We start from the raw sequence: 15531 nt of genomic DNA, 5'->3' as shown, positions 1-15531 counted from the left end.
GGCGGCGAGGTGAGGCGTGGGGTGGGCGGCGAGGTGAGGCGTGGGGCGGGGCGCGGGGTGGGCGGCGGGGTGGGGCGTGGGGTGGGGCGTGGGGTGGGCGGGGGCGTACCAGGTCACTCCTACCGCGGCCACCAGCAGCGTGGTGCAGAGCAGCACCAGCCGGACCCCGGTACGCAGCGACCGGACCGCCGCCATCGCCTCCAGATGGTCGCCGAGCGGCTCCGGTGGGAGCGTCGCCACCGGGGTCACCGAGAGCGGGCCGTGCGCCGCGCGTAGCAGTGCCAGCGCCCCGCCCACGCCAGCGGCCAGCGCGGCGAGCAGCAGCAGCCCGACCAGCGCGCCCCAACCGCGCGCCAGCGTGGTGACGTCGGTGCGGCCCCGGATCAGGCTGAACCCGACCAGCGCCACCAGCAGCCCGCCGAGCCCGTTGCGCCAGGCCACCGCGGCTGCCCGGACCCGCTCCAGCTCACCGCGGAGCAGCCCGGCCACCTGCTGCGCGCGCCGCAGGTCTGCGGTGGTCGCGGGCGGACCGGGCCGCAGCCGGATCACGCCTCGACCTCCAGCCGCAGCGTCCAGTACGCGCCGCAGCCACGCAGCCCGGCGGGCCGCGTCGGGTGGTCGGCCTCGCACTCGCAGAGCACCGTCCGGTAGCCCGGGTTCCGAGCGGTCCCGGCCGGCGACTCCCGCCGGTACAGCTCGTCGACCAGGGTGGCGGTCGTCGAGTGGTCGCATCGCGGGCACTGCCCACTGAGCTGCACCGCGAACTCGAACTCCCGCACCGTGAAGCCCGCCGCGGCCTGCGCCGCGTACGCCTCCTCGGTCACCTCGACGTACGGCAGCGGCCCCGCCGCCGGATCGTCGTCGCGCATCCCGACCTCCCACCGCCCAGCGTCCGGACCGTCCACCGTAGTGGGTTGCGGCACCATCTCAACGGGCCCGACGGTGGGTAGTTGCGCCGAGCGAGCGGTGCGGCCGCCGGCGGCGTGCGACGCTGGGCGCGTACGGCGATGCCGGCTCGGGCCAGCGCGACGGCGGAGGGAGCACCCATGGCGGGAGTGCCGCAGGTCGACTACGCGCTCGACACGTACGAGTGCATCGTGCTCTATCCCGGCGCGGCCGGACGGGCCCTGCCTCCCGAGACCGTGCAGCGGTTGCAGGCCGAGCACACCGAGCACATGCAGGCGTTGCAGCGCAGCGGAATCATCCTGGTCGCCGGCTCGGTGGACGGGCCGGCCCGCGACCCGGAGCCGCCCATCGGCTTCGGGCTGGCCCGCACCGGCAGCGTCGACGACGTGCGCAGCGTGCTGGAGGCCAACCCGGCGGTGCAGGCCGGGCTCTACCGGGTGGACGTGCTCACCTTCCTCTGCCCGGCCGGTTCACTGGAGTTTCCGCTGGCCAAGACGGACAGCTGAGCGGTCGGTCAATCGGCGGCTGTCGTGATGACGACGGCGGTCGGCCGGCCACCGGTGCTACGGTCGCGCCCACCGAGGGCCGCCGTCGGGGTGCACCCGGCACCACCGGCCGGCCCCGGTCGAGGAGTCGCCATGAGCTCCGCCGCCACCTCCGATGCCGGCATCTCCGACGCCGTGGCCCACCTGCGTGCCCTGCTCGGTGACCGGCTCCACGAGCCGGGCGATCCCGGTTTCGCCGCCGCCACCACCCTCTGGAACGCCGCCGTGGATCGGGCGCCCGCGCTGGTCGCCCGGTGCCTCGACGCCGAGGAGGTTGCCGAGGCGGTCCGGATCGCCGCCCGGTGCCGTCTGCCGGTGTCGGTCCTCTCCGGTGGGCACGACTGGGCCGGCCGGGCGCTGCGCGACGGCGGCCTGGTCCTCGACCTGACCGGCATGCGCGCGGTGCGGGTGGACCCGGCCGCGGCCACGGTGACCGCGGCCGGCGGCGCCACCGCCGCCGATCTGGTGACCGCCGCCGCGGCGCACGACCTGGTGGTCGCCACCGGGACGGTCCGCGGTGTGGGCATGGCCGGGCTCACCCTCGCCGGGGGGTACGGGCCACTGTGCGGCCGCTTCGGCCTGGCCCTGGACAACCTGCTCGGCGCGGAGGTGGTGCTCGCCGACGGTCGGCGGGTCAGCGCCGACCCCGACCACGACGCCGAGCTGTATTGGGCGCTGCGCGGCGGCGGCGGCAACTTCGGCGTGGTCACCGAGCTGCGCTTTCGGGCGCACCGGCTGCCCGCCGTACTGGCCGGCATGATCATCTTCGCGCTGGCCGAGGCGCCGGCCGTGCTGCGCGGCTACTCCGCTCTGCTCGCCGAGGCCCCGGACGAACTGACCGTGATGACCGGTTTCCTGCCCGGCCCGACCGGCGAGCCGGTGGCCTTCCTCTGCCCCTTCTACAGCGGCCCGGATCTGGACGCCGGGCGGCCGTGGGTGGACCGGCTACGCGCGCTGGGCACCCCGCTGGTCGACCAGGTCGGCCCGCTGCCGTACGCCGAGGCGCTGCGGATGTTCGACGGCGGGATGGTCGACGGCAACCACTATCTGCTGCGTACCCGCTGGTTGCCCGCGCTCGGCGGCGGCGCGGTGGCCGCGCTGGTCGACGCCGCCCAGCGGATCAGCTCGCCGTTCTCCGCGGTGGCCGTGCACCACTTCCACGGCGCGGCCAGCCGGGTCCGGCCCGCCGACACGGCGTTCGGCCTGCGCGCCGATCACCTGCTCGTCGAGGTGATCGCGGTGTGGGAGCCGGGCGGGGCGGTCGAGCCGCACCGGGACTGGGCCGACGGCCTGTCGGCGGCGCTTGCTCCGTACGCCCTGCCGGGTGGCTACCCGAACCTGCTCGCCCCGGAGGAGCCCGACCGGGTGCGGTTGGCCTACGGCGCGAACTGGGAGCGACTGAGTCGCGCCAAGCGCCGTTACGACCCGGATGACCTGATCACCGCGGTGCCCACCCTGCCGCCGTCGGCGCACGCGGGGTGAGGCGCGCGCCAGCGGAGGCGTACGATTCCCGGCGCGCGGTCGCCGTTGCCCGTCGCCACAACGTTCCCGGTGCGGTTCCATCCGCCCGCCGACGCGTGCCACGCGTCGTTGGACAAATGTTCCGCTGCCTGCAAGGGGTCGGCCCGAAGTCCGACCTGAAGGAGAGACTAGCCTGATGGGCGTGACACGCCGCGCGAAGATCGTCTGCACTCTTGGTCCCGCCACCTCGTCCCCGGAGCGCATCCGGGGTCTCGTCGAGGCCGGCATGAACGTGGCGAGGCTCAACTTCAGCCACGGCAGCCACGAGGACCACGAGGCGGTCTATCGAATGGTCCGGGAGGCGGCCGAGGCCACTGGCAAGCCGGTCGCCGTCCTCGCCGACCTCCAGGGCCCCAAGATCCGGCTCGGCCGGTTCGCCGACGGCCCGCACGAGTGGCGCACCGGCGACTCGGTGGTGATCACCGGTGACGACATCATCGGCAGCAAGGAGCGGGTCTCCTGCACCTACCGCAAGCTGCCGCAGGAGGTCAAGCCCGGTGACCGGCTGCTGATCGACGACGGCCGCGTCGCCGTCGAGGTCACCGACGTCACCGGCAACGACATCCGCTGCCTGGTCACCGAGGGCGGCCCGGTCTCCAACAACAAGGGCGTCTCGCTGCCCAACGTGGCGGTCAGCGTGCCCGCCATGTCGGACAAGGACGCCGAGGACCTGCGCTTCGCCCTCGGCCTCGGCGCCGACCTGGTCGCGCTCTCCTTCGTCCGCTCGGCCGAGGACATCAAGCTCGTGCACGGGATCATGGCCGAGGAAGGCGTCTTCCGGCCGGTGCTGGCCAAGGTCGAGAAGCCGGAGGCGGTGGACCACCTGGAGGCCATCGTGCTGGCCTTCGACGGTGTCATGGTGGCCCGCGGTGACCTGGGCGTCGAGATGCCGCTGGACCAGGTGCCGCTGGTGCAGAAGCGGGCCGTGCAGCTCTGCCGGGAGAACGCCAAGCCGGTCATCGTGGCCACCCAGATGCTCGACTCCATGATCGAGAATTCCCGCCCCACCCGGGCGGAAGCCTCCGACGTGGCCAACGCGGTGCTCGACGGCGCGGACGCGGTGATGCTCTCCGGCGAGACCAGCGTCGGCAAGTACCCCGTGCTGACCGTCAGCACGATGGCCAAGATCGTGACGACCACCGAGTCCGGCTCGATCGGGGTGCCCCGGTTGCAGCACGACCCGCGTACCCACGGTGGCGCGCTCACCGTGGCCGCCTCGTCGATCGCGCGGGCCATCAACGCCAAGGCGCTGGTCGCCTTCTCGCAGACCGGTGACACCGTCCGGCGCTTGTCCCGGCTGCACTGCGACCTGCCGCTGCTGGCCTTCACCCCGGTCCCCGAGGTGCGCGACCAGCTCGCCCTGACCTGGGGCGTGGAGACCTTCCTGATGCCGTTCGTGCAGCACACCGACGAGATGTTCCGCCAGGTCGACGAGGCGCTGCTCGGCCTCAACCGGGCCAACCCCGGCGACTACGTGGTGATCGTCGCGGGCAGCCCGCCCGGCACCCCGGGCTCGACCAACACGCTGCGCGTCCACCAGCTCGGCTCGCTGGTCGACGCCGCGTCGGCGCGGGCGCTGCAGTGAGCGACGGCCGGGTCGCGGTCGGCCAAGCCGCGGTGGACCAGCTGCTGGAGGTGCTGGACCTCGACCCGGTCGGTGAGATGACGTTCCGGGGGATGAGCCCCCCGGTGGGCCCGCAGCGGGTGTACGGCGGCCAGGTCGCCGGTCAGGCGCTGGTCGCCGCCGGCCGCACGGTCGACCCGGAGCGGTTCGTGCACTCGCTGCACGGCTACTTCGTCCGCCCCGGCGACCCGGTCGAGCCGATCGAGTACCAGGTGGAGAACATCCGCGACGGGCGGTCCTTCTCGGTCCGCCGGTCGGTCGCCCTCCAGCACGACAAGCCGATCTTCTTCATGTCGGCGTCCTTCCAGCGGGCCGAGGAGGGGCTGGACCACCAGGCTCCGGCCCCACCGGACGTGCCGGCGCCGCAGGACGTGCCGACGATGGCCGACCGGCTCTCCCGTTACCCGGAGCGGTTGGGCATGTGGGGTCAGATCCCGCGCCCGATCGACGTGCGCTACGTCGGCGAGCCCGGTTGGGTCCGCCCCGGCGACCGGCCCGCCGACCCGCAGCAGCGGGTCTGGATGCGCATCGACGGCAAGCTTCCGGACGACCCGCTGCTGCACGCCTGCGCGCTCACCTACGCCTCGGACCTCACCCTCCTGGACTCCGTGCTGTCCGTGCACGGCGAGGTGTGGGGGCCGGGCGGGGTGGTCGGCGCGAGCCTCGACCACGCGCTCTGGTTCCACCGTCCGTTCCGCGCCGACGAGTGGTTCCTCTACGACTGCTCAAGCCCCTCGGCGTCCGGCGCGCGAGGGTTGGCGACCGGTCGGATGTTCACCACCGACGGCCGGCAGATCGCCAGCTCCGTCCAGGAAGGCTTGCTGCGCCGCGTCGGCGCCTGAGCGACCGGTTCGTCGTCCCCGCCGAGCACATCGTGGTCCCGGCGGGGATGGCCACCCGGGGGGTCAGACCTGCCAGATCGCCTCGCCGGCGATCTCGATCTGCACCGTCTTGCCGACCAGGACCCCGCCACTCTCGAGTGCGACATTCCAGAGCAGGCCGTAGTCCTCGCGGTTGATGTCGGCCGTCGCGCTGAACCCGAAGATGTTCTTCCCGTACGGGTCACGACGAGCGCCGCCGAAATTCACCTGAAGCTCGACCGCCCGGGTGACGCCCTTTACCGTCAGCTCTCCGGTCAGCACGAATCGTCCGGTCGCGGCGTCCGACTGCGGCGGCACATTGTGACTTCTGCCTCTGCCACCGAGTCGCTGGTTTCGCAGTCGGGCCCAGTAGAAGATCGGATCTTCGTTGCCCTGCCATCTGATACCCGTGCTTCGATATTCGAGGGTGGGATAGCGCTCCACATCGAGGAAGTCGGCACTCTTCAGGTGGGTGTCCCGGTCGATGCTCCCGGTGGTGATGCTCGCCGCGTCGATGGTCGCGGTCACCGAGGAGAGCAGCGGGTCCTCCGCCACGTGGATCTGGGCGGTCGCCTCGCTGAACTCGCCGCGTACGGGGCTCACCATCATGTGTCGGGACAGGAAACCGATCCGCTTGTGCGCCTGATCGAGAAGATAGGTGCCGGCCACCGGAATGGTCATGCCATCCCAGGTGCGTGTGGCGATATCGGTCATCGTGGTGCCTTCCCCCCGGGCATTGTCCGGGTGTTTATCAATGTGTTGCTGGAGCCCGCGAGTCGTCGTTCACGCCCAGCATAGGGACGCTTTGGAACGGCTTCTCGGGCCCCACCCGATCGGTGGATCTTGGTCGACTATTCGTCGGCGAAAGGGAGGCGCCCGAGTGGCGGGGCGATGAGCCCCGCGCCGGCTCCGGCCCCGACGTCGAGGCGGGGCCGATCGGTGGAGGGCCGGCCGTCCGGCTGGCTGACCAGCGGGCTAATCTTGCCGGCATGCGCCTCTCCGCCCGGGTCGACTATGCCCTCCGCGCGGCCGCTGAGCTCGCCGCGACGGCCAGTGGCCCCGGGCGGGGCCGACCGGTCACGGCCGAGCAGATCGCCCGGGCCCAGGAGATCCCACCGAAGTTTCTGGAGAGCATCCTGCTCCAACTGCGGCGGGGCGGCATCGTGCACGCCCAACGCGGCCCCGAGGGCGGCTACTGGCTGGCCCGCCCGGCCGAGGAGATCTCCCTCGCCGAGGTGATCCGGGTGATCGACGGGCCGCTCGCCCACGTACGCGGGCAGCGTCCGGAGCAACTCGGCTACCACGGTCCCGCCCGCGCGCTCCAGGAGGTCTGGATCGCGCTGCGGGCCAGCGAGCGGGAGATCCTGGAGTTGGTCAGCGTCGCCGACGTGGCCGCCGGCACCCTGCCCAGCCGGATCACCGAGCTGGTCGCCGACCCGCGCGCCTGGATCTGACCGCCCGTCCGCCGTCGGGCCCCGCCACCGGGCTGACTGCCGGCGTCCCATCCACCGATCGGGCTCTTGACCCGGGCTGCCCCGTGCCGCATTGTCGACCAAGTCGATAGGAGATACCGAAAAGTCAGGGGGCGCTCGTGCGCAAGCTGCTGGTTCTCGCTCTGGTCGGGCTCGCCGCGCAGCTGGTCGACGGCTCACTCGGGATGGCGTACGGGCTGACCTCGTCCACCCTCCTGCTGGTCGCCGGGGTCGCCCCGGCCGCCGCCTCCGCCTCGGTGCACCTGGCTGAGATCGGCACCACGCTGGCCGCCGGAGTGGCGCACTGGCGGTTCGGCAACGTCGACTGGCGGGTGGTGACCCGCATCGCCCTGCCCGGCGCGGCCGGCGCGTTCGCCGGCGCCACCCTGCTCAGCTCGATCTCCACCGAGGCGGCCGGGCCCTGGATGGCCGGCATCCTCTTCACGCTCGGGGCGTACCTGCTGATCCGCTTCTCCCGGCCGCTGCGTACCGACCGGATCGGCGGGCGGCTGCGTGGGCGTTTCCTCGGCCCCCTCGGCCTCGTCGCCGGCTTCGTCGACGCGACCGGCGGTGGCGGCTGGGGCCCGGTGGCCACCCCGGCGCTGCTGGTCTCCGGCCGCCTGGAACCGCGCAAGGTGATCGGCTCGGTGGACACCGCCGAGTTCGTGGTGGCGGGCGCTGCCAGCGTCGGCTTCCTGATCGGGTTGGGCACCGAGGGGTTCCTGCTGCCGACCGTCGCCGCGCTGCTCATCGGCGGGCTCATCGCCGCCCCGCTGGCCGCCTGGCTGGTGCGCATCGTGCCGGCCCAACTCCTCGGCGCGGCCGTCGGCGGCGTGATCGTGCTGACCAACGCGCGCACCCTGATCCGCTCCGCGGAGCTGGACGGCGCGACGCGCCCCGCGCTCTACCTCCTGCTGGCCGCCGGCTGGCTGGCCGCACTGGTGCTGGCCGTGCGGGCCCTGCGTCGCACCCGCCGCACCCCCAACTCCGTCGACAGTGGAGCCGTGGTGGGCGACACGCCCTCACTCGCCGGCTCCGCAGGGCACCACACCGCAAAGATCGACGCGCACGGGGGCCGGGCGACCCCGGTCTGACCCCGCCGCGGGTCAGGGAGCGAGCAGATCGGTGGCGACCCCGCTCAGCAGCGTCCACGCCTCGTCGACGTGCCGTTCGGTGCTCTGCGGCGAGCCGACCGCCAGCCGCAACGTGTAGCGACCGGCCACCCGGGTGTGCGTCAGGTGCACCCGACCGGTGCGGTTGACCCGGGCCAGCAACTCGGCGTTGGTGTCGTCGTCGGCGCGCAGTCGGAAACAGACCAGCGAGAACGGATGCGCCGCCGCCAGATCGAAGCGGTCGTCGGAGCGCACCCGGTCGGCGAACCGGGCGGCCAACGCCACCCCGGAACGGATGTGCGCCCGCAGCCCCTCGGCGCCGTACCAGCGCAGCACGAACCACAGTTTCAACGCCCGGAAGCGGCGGCCCAGCGGCACCTGCCAGTCCCGGTAGTCGAGCACCGCACCGGACTCACTGGCCGCGTTTCGCAGGAACTCCGGCAGTACGGTCAGCGCCTCGATCAGCTCGGCGCGGTCGGCCACCCAGAACGCGTCACAGTCGAAGCCGGTGAGCAGCCACTTGTGCGGATCGAAGCAGTACGAATCGGCGTACTCCAGGCCCGCGTGCGACCAGCGTAGTTCGGGGCAGACCGCAGCCGCTCCCGCGTCCGCGGCGTCCACGTGCAGCCAGATCCCGTACTCGGCGCAGATCGCCCCGATCTCCGGCAGCGGGTCGATGGCGGTGGTGGAGGTGGTGCCGATGGTGGCGACCACGACGGCGGGCACGTCCCCGGCGGCCAGGTCGGCCTCGATCGCCGCGCGCAGCGCGGCCGGCCGCAGCGCCTGCGTGTCCGGGTCCACCTCGATCGGACGCACCCCGTCGGCGCCCAACCCGGCGATCCGAACGGCCTTCTCGATCGAGGAGTGCCCGTGGACGGAGGCGTACGCGCGGTAGCGCCGGTCGACGCCGACGTCCCGCCAGCGGCCCCCGCTGGCACGGTGCAGCGCGGCCAGGGTGGCCACCAGGGTCGCTGAGGAGGCCGAATCCTGGATCACGCCACCACCGCTGCCGGACGAACGGAATCGCTGCGGCAGATCCATCAGCTGGGCGAGCCAGTCCAGCATCACCGTTTCCAGCTCCGTGCAGGCCGGGCTGGTGGCCCAGAGCATGCCCTGCACGCCGAGGCCCGAGCTGACCAGGTCGCCGAGCACGCTCGGGCCGGAGGTGTTGGCCGGGAAATAGCCGTAGAAGCCCGGGTGCTGCCAGTGGGTGAGCCCGGGTACGACGATCGCGTCCAGGTCGGCGAGGACCGCGTCGAACGGCTCACCGGTGACGGGCGGCGCGACCGGCAGGGCGGCGGCCACCGTACCCGGCGGATCGGTCGGGGCGACCGGTCGCTGTTCCAGAGTGGTCCAGTAGTCGGCGATCCAGTCGACCACCGCGTGGCCGGCGCGGCGAAACTCGTCGGGGTCCATGTGTGGGGCATTCACCCGAACGAGTTGATCAGGCATCGATCCTCGTGGCAAGCCTTGGGCGTCGGCACCCTGTGATCGGCGCGCTGATCCGACCCTGGCGGTCCCGAGCGGGGTCGCTTAGGGTGGCAGGCACCGGGCCGCAGCCGCGGAATCCGCACAGCTCCGGCCCGGTGCGCCACACCGCGGCATCCTCGACCCGTCCCGACCGAGAATGCCGTACCACCACCGGCACCTACGTTAGGCACCGTCCGGGTCGCGGGGGTGACGCTGACGTGAAGATCGTGTTTCAGGCCGCCGTGCGGAGACCGCCCGCCACCTGCTCGGCGATCAACTCGTACGAGCGCACCCGGTCCTTCACGTCGTAGACCAGCGTGGTCAGCATCAGCTCGTCCGCGCCGGTGCGCTCCAACAGCTCGGTCAACTGCCGGCGGACCGTCTCCGGCGAGCCCATCGCCTGACCGTCGCGCCGCTGCTGCACGAACTCCCGCTCGATCTCGGTGTACGGGTACGCAGCCGCCTCGTCGGGCGTGGCGAGCGGCTCCGGCCGCCCGGAGCGCAGCCGCAGGAACGACAGGGCGCTCGGCCCGGCCAGCCACTCCGCCCGCTCGTCGGTGTCCGCGCAGACCGCGTTGACCGCCACCATCGCGTACGGCTTGTCCAGCCACTGCGACGGCCGGAAATTCTGCCGGTAGAGCGCCAGCGCCGGCAGCGTGTTCGCCGAGCTGAAGTGGTGCGCGAAGGAGAACGGCAGGCCGAGCAGACCGGCCAGCTGGGCGCTGAAACCGCTGGAGCCCAACAGCCACACGGCCGGTTGCTCACCGCGGCCCGGCGTGGCGATGATCTGCCCCGGCTTCTCCCCGCTGAAGTAGTTCATCAGGTCCGCCAGCTCACGCGGGAAACCCTCGGCCGACAGCCCCTCCATGGTGCGGCGCAACGCCAGCGCGGTCACCTGGTCGGTGCCCGGCGCCCGCCCGATGCCCAGGTCGATCCGACCCGGGTGCAACGCCTCCAGGGTGCCGAACTGCTCGGCCACCACCAGCGGCGCGTGGTTGGGCAGCATCACCCCGCCCGATCCCAGCCGGATCGTCGAGGTGTTCGCCGCCAGGTGCGCCAGCAGCACCGCGGGGGCGGAGCTGGCGATCGCGGGCATGTTGTGGTGCTCGGCCACCCAGAACCGGTGGTAGCCCAACTCCTCGGTGCGCCGGGCCAACTCGGTGGTGGCCTGCAGCGCCGCGCCGACGGTGGTGCCCGCAGCGACCGGGGCAAGATCGAGAACAGACAACGGTACGGTGATCACACGCATTGGCAACTCCCCGGCCTGCGCATTCATTCCACCTGCTCAACCCATCCCGCGCGCCTGCTCGAAGATCAGGCTGGTCTGGGTGTGCTGGACCACCGGATCAACGGCGAGGTGATCCAGCACGAAGTCCCGCAGCGCGTCCCCGGACGCGGCCCGCACGTGCAGCACGTAGTCCTCCGCACCCGCGACGTGGAACACCGACACCACCCCGGGCAGCCGCACCGACCGGGCCCGGAACGCGTCCACGGTCGCGCGCTCGTGCGCTGTCAGCCGCACCGACACCAGCGCCTGCAATGGCAGGCCGAGCGCACCCGGATCCACCTCGGCGTGGAACCCGCGGATCGCCCCACGCTCGCGCAGCGCCCGCGTACGGGTCAGGCAGGTCGACGGCGCCACTCCGACCCGTTCGGCGAGGGCGTTGTTCGGCAGGCGGCCGTCCGCGGCCAGCTCGGTCAGGATGGCGCGGTCCACCTCGTCCAAGGCCGGGTACGGCCGCACGTCATTCGGTGCAGTGAGCATCCCGCCATTCTTTCCGGAACCTGCTGCCGGGGCCAGCGCCGTGCACGGAACTATCTGCTGACCAACCCCCGGTCCGACGTCGAATATTCGATGCCGGACCGGTGTGGCGGTGGCCGCGGGGTCAGGCCAGGTCGGGGCCGGCCAGCACCCGTCGTGGCGAGCCCTCCCGGGCCACCCGCAGCATGGCCTGGCCGAGCCGGTCGGTGCTGGTCACCTGGTTCGGAAAGAGTCGACTCAGCACCGGGAACAGCGGGCTGGCCACCACGTAGAGCGCTCGGTACAAGCGGGTCCGCGACGTCACGCCGTGCGTCGGCTGGATGTAGCCCGGCCGAGCCGCGTAGCCGTTGGGCAGCAGGTCGAGCACCTCGTTCTCGGTGCGCCCCTTGACCCGCGCCCACATCACCCGGCCCTGCCCCGAGGAGTCGGTGCCCACACCGGAGACGTAGACGAACGTGACCTGCGGGCTCACCTCGGCGAACAACCGTGCCGCGGCGAGCGGATAGTCGTAACTGATCCGGGTGTACGCGGCCTCGCTCATACCCACCGACGAGACACCCAGGCAGTAGAAGCACGCGTCGACGTCGACCAGGTCGTCACGTGCCGTGGCCAACTCACCGACGTCGGCGACGGTCAGCTCCCGCAGCTTCGGATGCCGCTGCCCGGTCGGGCTCCGACCGATCGTCAGCACCTCCCGCACGTCCTCGGCGAGCAGGCACTCGCGCAGCACGCCCTGGCCGACCATCCCGGTCGCACCGAAGATGACCACCCGCATCAGTTCCCGCCTTCGTCGTCGATCGTGTTGGCCGGCCGGGCCGTTCCGGGCCGGGTCATCCGGGTCACCGCGTCGGTCACCATCCGGCGGCGGTCGGCCAGGGCGTCCGCGTCCGGCGCCGGTGCCAGCTCCGCCGAACCGAGCATCGACAGGCCGATCACCAGCAACAACAGATCCCCGGCCGGGTGCCGGTCGCTGACTCGACCGGCGCGCTGGGCGGCGGCGACGGTGCCCGCCTTGTCCGCGTTCGCGGCGACCACCGCCGGCGGGAGCGCCGCCATCCCGCCACGCTCCAGCGAATGTCAGAGCAGCAACCGCAGCGCCTGCGGCCGAGCGTGGTTCAGGTCGAACAAGCGGCCCGCGTACCCGGGAAGGTCGTCGCCGTCGATCGGCACGTCCGCCGCCGTGCGGACCACCAGCGCGTCGAAGACCGCGTCGAAGAGCTGATATTTGTTGCCGAAGTAGCTGTAGATCAACGCCTTGTTCGCCCCGGCCGCCGTGGCGATTCGATCCACTCGCGCACCGGCGATGCCGCGCGCCGCGAACTCGTCCGTGGCGGCGGCCAGCAGCCGGCGCCGGGTGTCCGCCGCATCCCGTGCCATGCCGGTCAGACTAGCCGACTAACTGGTTAGTTGCTTCGTCGGTGCGCCGGCGACGGCCCGCGCGTAGCGCGCAGTCAGAACTTTGGACCGACGTGGCGGTCCAACGCGACGACCGCCTCCCGCCGCGCCACCGACAGCGACCACGGCAGGTTCATCCGCCAAGGGATCTCCAGCAGGTCGAGCGCCCACTGGCACAGCCCCATGACGTCGGCGGACCTGTTCGAGAACAGGTAGCGGGGATAGACGTACTCCTTGCCGCGCACCTGCACGCGGTTGGCGGACCGACAGCCGTCCGAGTGGAACAGGCCGCGCAGGAAGCGGCCGGGATGCGCCGCCAGGATCGCCCGCTGCCAGTCGGTCAGGACGATTGGACGGTCGTGCTTCTTGCCGCGACCGTGTCGGGGCAGTAGGCACGGCCAGTGCACACCGCTGCTCTCGACTGAGAGGCAGCCGGCCTTGGGAATGCGTTGTACCTTCGCCGCCAGAACCGTTCGCATGGCGGTGTCGCACTCGTTGATCAGCCCGGGCCAGGCGTTGCTGCAGGAGATGCGGAGAATTGGCACCCGCGTCGAAGTGACCAGGTGTCCGTCGCCCAGGTAGAGGCCGAACAAGTAGGCGTAGGCGGCGGGATCAGTCGGCTGGTCGACACGTGGCGCGCACCGGAAGCACCGGAGAGCGGTGCCAACTACGGCTCGCTCGGGCCGGTCGACGCACCAGTGCCAGACGGTGCTGTACGGAAGGGAGAGGGTGCGAGCGACCGAATGAATGGTGTGGCCATGAGCGCGGAGGGCGCGAGCTCGTGCCCGCATCTGAGGAGGGTGCACTCGCCCATCATCGAACGTGCGTACGACTAAAGTGCCGGGAGCGGGATTCGAACCCGCAAGCCCTTGCGGGCAGAAGTGTTTGAGACTTCCGTGTATGCCATTCCACCATCCCGGCGAGTGCGGCCTACTGTACCCGACTACGCTCTTGCGGGAGCATGGGCGGTAGCCGTGCAGGAACGATGGTGGGGGTAGTGCTGGTGGCCGAGACGCAGACGGATGCCGAGCGCAGGCGAGTGCTGATCGCCGAGGACGAGGCCCTCATCCGGCTGGACCTCGCTGAGATGCTGGTCGAAGAGGGCTACGAGGTGGTGGGGGAGGCCGGCGACGGCGAAACCGCCGTCCGCCTCGCCGAGGAGTTGAAGCCCGACCTCGTCATCCTCGACATCAAGATGCCGATCATGGATGGGCTGGCCGCCGCCGAGCGGATCGCCGGCGCCCGGATCGCTCCGGTGATCATCCTGACGGCGTTCAGCCAGCGTGACCTGGTCGAGCGGGCCCGGGCGGCCGGCGCGATGGCGTACCTGGTGAAGCCCTTCCAGAAGAGCGACCTGGTCCCGGCGGTGGAGATCGCGCTGTCGCGCTACTCCGAGGTCGCGGCGCTCGAGGCCGAGGTCGCTGGCCTGACCGACCGCCTGGAGATCCGCAAGACGGTGGAGCGCGCCAAGGGCGCGCTGATGACCACCTACGGAATGACCGAGCCGCAGGCGTTCAAGTGGATCCAGCGCACGGCGATGGACCACCGGATGACCATGAAGGAGGTCGCCGAGCGGATCCTCGCCGAGACCGCCGGCGGCGAGGTGGCGCAGCCGATCGTCTGAGCGTCCGGCGGGCTCCGCGTCCACCGGCGGATCGATAGCATCGTATGGGTGACCGGTCGACGTGGGATCGCGGTGCTCGGGGCCGTCGTCGTGCTGCTCGGCGGCTGCCGGTCCACCCGGGACGAGAGCCCGCCCGAGCCCGTCCGGCCGATGTGGCAGGCCGCGACGCTGCCGGTGCCGCCGGGCGCTCCGGGTCGGCTCATGCTGCGCGACGCGGCCGCCTGCGCGGGCCGGTGGTACGTGGTCGGTGCCATCGGTGGACCCGATGGGGCGACCCGACCGGCCGCCTGGCGGAGCACCGACGGTCACACCTGGTCTTCGCTGCCGTTGCATCCGATCAGTTACTACGGTGAGCGGGCGATCCTCTATGCCGTCGGCTGTCACCAGGGGCGGATCTCGGTCATCGGAGCCAGGGCGGGGGGTGCCCACGGCAATCCCCGCGTACGGACGTGGCGGCAGGACGCCGAGGGCGGCCTGGTCGAGGTGTCGGCGGAGTTCGAGGTCTACGGCGGGCCGGAGGCGGTCAGTGCGAGCCGCATCGCCGGGGGCGCCGGAGGCTGGTTGATCGCCGGTGCCCGGTCCGGCGGTGCGGCGGTGTGGCTCTCGGCGGATGCCACCGATTTTCGGCTGGTCGACCGGGCTCCGGCGCTCGCCAGCGAGCCGGCCCTGTCGACGCTCGCCACCGACGCGCTGGCGGTGTCGGGCGGCTGGTTGGTGAGTGGTGCGGGGCGGCCGACTGAGCGAGCCGACCGTGATCCGTTTGTCTGGTTCTCCGCTGATGGCCGAGGGTGGGCGCGGGTGGCGCTCCCATCGACGGTCGACGACGAGATCGTTCAGCGTCTCGTGCAGGTCGGCCCGACCGTGTACGCCGTCGGGGTGCGGGGGAGTGCGTTTCAGGCGTGGGTGCTCGATGCCGGAGCCGCTCCGTCGGATGGTGCGCGCTGGCGGGTGGCCGGGCGGTTCGGTGCCACGGGGGTGGGTGCGGTGGCCGGGGTAGAGGCGGCAGCCGGCGCCGGTGCTGTCCTGCTAGCGATGACGCTGGGCGCTGCTGATCATCGCCTGTGGCGCTCCGACGCTGGCGGCACGTCCTGGGTGTCGGTGGTACTACCGATCCAGGCTCCCGCCGGTGGGGACACGTCGGCGACGGTCGCGGTGCTCGACGGACGGGTGGTGATCGCCATCGACGGCGGTACGGCGGCGACGCTCTGGTCCGCACCCCTGGAGCCCACCTGATGAGACG

At 72.1% G+C, this 15531-nt stretch carries 18 protein-coding genes and 1 tRNA gene; 8 read left to right on the top strand and 11 right to left on the bottom strand.

The window, feature by feature from the left end; genetic code table 11:
• On the bottom strand, nt 1–549 hold a 549-nt coding region (locus V6V47_RS26030; RefSeq protein WP_334630997.1), incomplete at its 3' end, for a hypothetical protein.
• Nucleotides 546–869, bottom strand: a complete 324-nt coding sequence (locus V6V47_RS26025) for a hypothetical protein (protein WP_334630996.1) — start codon at nt 867–869, stop codon at nt 546–548. The genes V6V47_RS26030 and V6V47_RS26025, both read right to left, overlap by 4 nt.
• 177 nt (nt 870–1046) lie before the next feature.
• Here V6V47_RS26025 and V6V47_RS26020 point away from each other — a divergent pair, with 177 nt between their 5' ends.
• The 4 genes from V6V47_RS26020 to V6V47_RS26005 all read left to right on the top strand — a co-directional run bounded on the left by V6V47_RS26020 (nt 1047) and on the right by V6V47_RS26005 (nt 5438).
• Complete coding sequence (locus V6V47_RS26020; RefSeq protein ID WP_334630995.1) at nt 1047–1412, top strand: YciI family protein; 366 nt, start codon at nt 1047–1049, stop codon at nt 1410–1412.
• 132 nt (nt 1413–1544) lie between these two features.
• Complete coding sequence (locus tag V6V47_RS26015) at nt 1545–2933, top strand: FAD-binding oxidoreductase (protein ID WP_334630994.1); 1389 nt, start codon at nt 1545–1547, stop codon at nt 2931–2933.
• Between the two features lie 175 nt (nt 2934–3108).
• The gene (pyk, locus tag V6V47_RS26010) at nt 3109–4557 is read left to right on the top strand and encodes a pyruvate kinase (protein ID WP_334630993.1); all 1449 of its coding nucleotides are present in this window, start codon (nt 3109–3111) and stop codon (nt 4555–4557) included.
• Complete coding sequence (locus V6V47_RS26005) at nt 4554–5438, top strand: acyl-CoA thioesterase (RefSeq protein ID WP_334630992.1); 885 nt, start codon at nt 4554–4556, stop codon at nt 5436–5438. The genes pyk and V6V47_RS26005 overlap by 4 nt, the downstream gene beginning before the upstream one ends.
• A 63-nt stretch (nt 5439–5501) precedes the next feature.
• Here V6V47_RS26005 and V6V47_RS26000 read toward each other — a convergent pair whose 3' ends face one another.
• The gene (locus V6V47_RS26000) at nt 5502–6170 is read right to left on the bottom strand and encodes a YceI family protein (protein ID WP_334630991.1); all 669 of its coding nucleotides are present in this window, start codon (nt 6168–6170) and stop codon (nt 5502–5504) included.
• A 275-nt stretch (nt 6171–6445) separates the two neighbouring features.
• Between V6V47_RS26000 and V6V47_RS25995 the strand changes: the two genes are divergently transcribed.
• Together V6V47_RS25995 and V6V47_RS25990 are read left to right on the top strand one after the other, a co-directional pair.
• Entirely contained in the window at nt 6446–6910 is a 465-nt protein-coding gene (locus tag V6V47_RS25995; RefSeq protein WP_334630990.1) for an RrF2 family transcriptional regulator, read from the top strand.
• Between the two features lie 137 nt (nt 6911–7047).
• Nucleotides 7048–8022 carry a sulfite exporter TauE/SafE family protein gene (locus V6V47_RS25990; protein ID WP_334630989.1) on the top strand — a complete coding sequence of 325 codons (975 nt, stop codon included), beginning with the start codon at nt 7048–7050 and terminating at the stop codon, nt 8020–8022.
• A 12-nt stretch (nt 8023–8034) separates the two neighbouring features.
• Here the strand turns inward: V6V47_RS25990 and V6V47_RS25985 are convergent, their stop codons facing one another.
• The 8 genes from V6V47_RS25985 to V6V47_RS25950 form a co-directional block, all read right to left on the bottom strand.
• Nucleotides 8035–9471 carry a pyridoxal-dependent decarboxylase gene (locus V6V47_RS25985; RefSeq protein WP_334630988.1) on the bottom strand — a complete coding sequence of 479 codons (1437 nt, stop codon included), beginning with the start codon at nt 9469–9471 and terminating at the stop codon, nt 8035–8037.
• A 271-nt stretch (nt 9472–9742) separates the two neighbouring features.
• On the bottom strand, nt 9743–10759 hold the full coding sequence (locus tag V6V47_RS25980; protein ID WP_334630987.1) for an LLM class flavin-dependent oxidoreductase: 1017 nt from the start codon (nt 10757–10759) through the stop codon (nt 9743–9745).
• Nucleotides 10760–10795: 36 nt separating this feature from the next.
• Entirely contained in the window at nt 10796–11275 is a 480-nt protein-coding gene (locus tag V6V47_RS25975; protein WP_334630986.1) for an Lrp/AsnC family transcriptional regulator, read from the bottom strand.
• A gap of 121 nt (nt 11276–11396) precedes the next feature.
• On the bottom strand, nt 11397–12047 hold the full coding sequence (locus V6V47_RS25970; protein WP_334630985.1) for an NAD-dependent epimerase/dehydratase family protein: 651 nt from the start codon (nt 12045–12047) through the stop codon (nt 11397–11399).
• Nucleotides 12047–12343, bottom strand: a complete 297-nt coding sequence (locus V6V47_RS25965; protein WP_334631000.1) for a hypothetical protein — start codon at nt 12341–12343, stop codon at nt 12047–12049. The genes V6V47_RS25970 and V6V47_RS25965 overlap by 1 nt, the downstream gene beginning before the upstream one ends.
• A gap of 6 nt (nt 12344–12349) precedes the next feature.
• Nucleotides 12350–12649, bottom strand: a complete 300-nt coding sequence (locus V6V47_RS25960; RefSeq protein WP_334630984.1) for a TetR family transcriptional regulator — start codon at nt 12647–12649, stop codon at nt 12350–12352.
• A 74-nt stretch (nt 12650–12723) separates the two neighbouring features.
• Entirely contained in the window at nt 12724–13260 is a 537-nt protein-coding gene (locus V6V47_RS25955) for a hypothetical protein (protein ID WP_334630983.1), read from the bottom strand.
• Nucleotides 13261–13505: 245 nt separating this feature from the next.
• Nucleotides 13506–13588: transfer RNA gene (locus V6V47_RS25950), tRNA-Leu, on the bottom strand.
• A gap of 82 nt (nt 13589–13670) precedes the next feature.
• Here V6V47_RS25950 and V6V47_RS25945 point away from each other — a divergent pair.
• Together V6V47_RS25945 and V6V47_RS25940 are read left to right on the top strand one after the other, a co-directional pair.
• Complete coding sequence (locus tag V6V47_RS25945) at nt 13671–14291, top strand: ANTAR domain-containing response regulator (protein WP_334630999.1); 621 nt, start codon at nt 13671–13673, stop codon at nt 14289–14291.
• A gap of 48 nt (nt 14292–14339) precedes the next feature.
• Nucleotides 14340–15524, top strand: coding sequence for a hypothetical protein (locus V6V47_RS25940; RefSeq protein WP_334630982.1), 1185 nt, complete (start codon nt 14340–14342; stop codon nt 15522–15524).
• Nucleotides 15525–15531: the final 7 nt, after the last annotated feature.

This window comes from Micromonospora sp. CPCC 205539, assembly GCF_036906815.1.
GTDB lineage: Bacteria > Actinomycetota > Actinomycetes > Mycobacteriales > Micromonosporaceae > Micromonospora.
This window is presented reverse-complemented; position numbering and strand designations above follow the sequence as displayed.